Below are 2,287 nucleotides of genomic sequence, written 5' to 3' on the forward strand. Positions count from 1 at the left end.
AGGGGCCTCGGCCGCGAGCGCCGCCGCGAGCGCCAGGCTGTCCGGCCCCCCGCTGACCGCCGCCAGCACCAGCGCCCCCTCGCGGTTCGAGGTAATACCGCCCGTTGGGGCGGTCCCCAATACCTCGAACCGCGGGGAGGTGGGACGCGCGGAGGCCAACCGCGGCGGGAGCGCCTCACGCACCGCCCGACGAACCGCCGCCTGCGACGGGTGACCTGCGCCCACGACGCTCCGAACTCCGCTCCGCCAAGAAATCAGTCGACCAGCGCGCGACCGTGCACGCGCCGCACCCAACTCGCCGGCTCGGTGATCTCGCGCCCGCTCGGCAGGTTCTCCGCATTCGCCCAGACGGCGTTGAACCCGTCGATCCCGACCTCCGCCTGCACCGCCCGCACGAACGCCGCTCCGTCACGGTACTGCCGCATCTTCGCCTCGAGCCCGAGCAGCCGGCGCAACAACCGGTCGGCCGCGCCCGCCCCCTTGCGCCGCGACTCGAACCGCTGACGGATCGTCGCCACCGTCGGGATCAGCTCCGGGCCCACATCGTCCATGACCACGTCGGCGTGCCCCTCGAGCAGGCTCATCACTGCCGTGACGTCGGCCATCTTCGTGCGCTGCTCCTCGGTCGCGAACAGATCGAGCAGCCCCTGGCTCTCGCCCCGGAACACCTGCGGCAACCGCGTGCGCAGCATCTCGAACCGGCCGCGCAGGTTCTCCGCATCGGGCACAAGGTCGCGCATCAGCGCCTGCGCCGAGGACACGACATGGTCGGCCAGCCACGGCACGGCGGTGAACTGCACGCGGTGTGTCTCCTCGTGCATGCACACCCAGCTGCGGAAATCCCCCGGGTCGACCTCCAGCTCCCGCTCGACATGCACGAGGTTCGGCGCGACCAGCATGAGCGAGCGCGTCCCACCGGGCGCCAGGTCGTACTGACCCAGCACCTTGCTCGACAGGAACGCCAGCATGCCGCCGAGCTCGGCGCCGGTCAGCCGCGACCCGATCGCCTGCACCGCCGGCGGCGGCGGGCCCTTGGGCAGCGATGCGAAATGATCGATGAGCGGCGCCATCATCGCGCCCATCGAGTCGACGTTGACATCGATCCACGTGCCGCGGTCCACGACCAACGGTGCCGGAGCCTCGCCCGGCGCGGTCATCCTCGACGTCGCCGCGACGGGGTCGACCGCAGCGGCCGCACGCTCGCGCACGTCGGCGACGATGGCGCGGGCCTCATCGGCGCTCACCGACGGCCCGGGCGCGGCGAGCTTGCGACCGGTGGCCTTGGCGAAGTCGAGGTCGATGTACTTCGGGGTGCTCATGGGCGTCCCTTCGACGATTGCAGGGTGGTGAGTTGCGCGACCACCCGGTCCAACGCGGCACGCGCGGCCAAAGTGTCCGAGTTGCGGTCGGCAACGATGACGTACGTCAGCAGGCGCCCGTCGCGAGTGATGGTCGTCCCCGCCAAGCCCGAAATCCCCGTCAACGTACCCGTCTTCGCGCGCGGCACCCCGGCAGCAGCACGCGAATCCGACTCGTCGAACCGGTCGAACAGCGAACCGTTGTATCCGCCGACCGGCAACTGCACGATCGTGGCGGCCATACCCGGCAGTTCGCCCTCGGTCCCGGCGGTCAGCACGTCCGCGACGATCCGCGCCGGCACCTTCTGCCCACTGCTCAAACCGGAGGCATCCCGCAGCACCATGCCCGAGGTGTTGATCTTCGCGTCGGTCAGCGTGCGCCGCATCAGAGTGACGGCACTCTTCATGTCGCCCGACAGGCCGGCCGCCACCGCCGCCTGCCGCACGAGGTTCTCGGTCAGGGCGTTGTCACTGTGCAGCAGCGCCTCGCCGAGCACGTCCGCGATCGGCGCCGACGCCACGGAGCCGAGTTCGGTCGCACTTTTCGGCGCGGCCGTCGCCCACGTCGACTCGTGCGCCGTCACCGTGGCCGGGATGCCCGCCTTCGTCAGCGCCGCGGCGAACGCCGTCAGCGCCTCGGCCTCCGGGCGCGCCGGCGACGGTTTGCCCGGTTCGGGACGCTGACCGGCGAGCCCGATCATCGTCACGCCCTGGGTGAACCCACCGGCCACATCCGCCATGTTCCACGTGGAGGGATAGCGCGGGCCGCGCGCGTACGACGCATCCAGCCGTACGGTGATCCGCTTCGGCGCGCCGGAGGCCTTGAGCGAACGCACCGTCTGCGCCGCGAGATCGGCGAGCCCGGCGTGCCCCTCGACCTCGCCCGGCCGGCCGGCGCCGCGGGCGAGCATCGTGTCACCGCCGGCCAC

General features: G+C 71.8%; 2 protein-coding genes and 1 pseudogene. All 3 read right to left on the minus strand.

Annotated features, from left to right (window positions below):
- A pseudogene (locus KD1_RS17245) lies at positions 1-225 on the minus strand (hypothetical protein); the annotation flags it as partial.
- 29 nt (positions 226-254) lie between these two features.
- Positions 255-1,319 carry an Rv3626c family coenzyme F420 biosynthesis-associated protein gene (locus KD1_RS15760; protein ID WP_068403482.1) on the minus strand — a complete coding sequence of 355 codons (1,065 nt, stop codon included), beginning with the start codon at positions 1,317-1,319 and terminating at the stop codon, positions 255-257.
- A partial coding sequence (locus KD1_RS15765) for a D-alanyl-D-alanine carboxypeptidase (RefSeq protein ID WP_174521126.1) occupies positions 1,316-2,287 on the minus strand: 972 nt, incomplete at its 5' end. The genes KD1_RS15765 and KD1_RS15760, both read right to left, overlap by 4 nt.

The organism is Kribbia dieselivorans NBRC 106261 (assembly GCF_001552435.1).
GTDB classification, from domain to species: domain Bacteria; phylum Actinomycetota; class Actinomycetes; order Actinomycetales; family Dermatophilaceae; genus Kribbia; species Kribbia dieselivorans.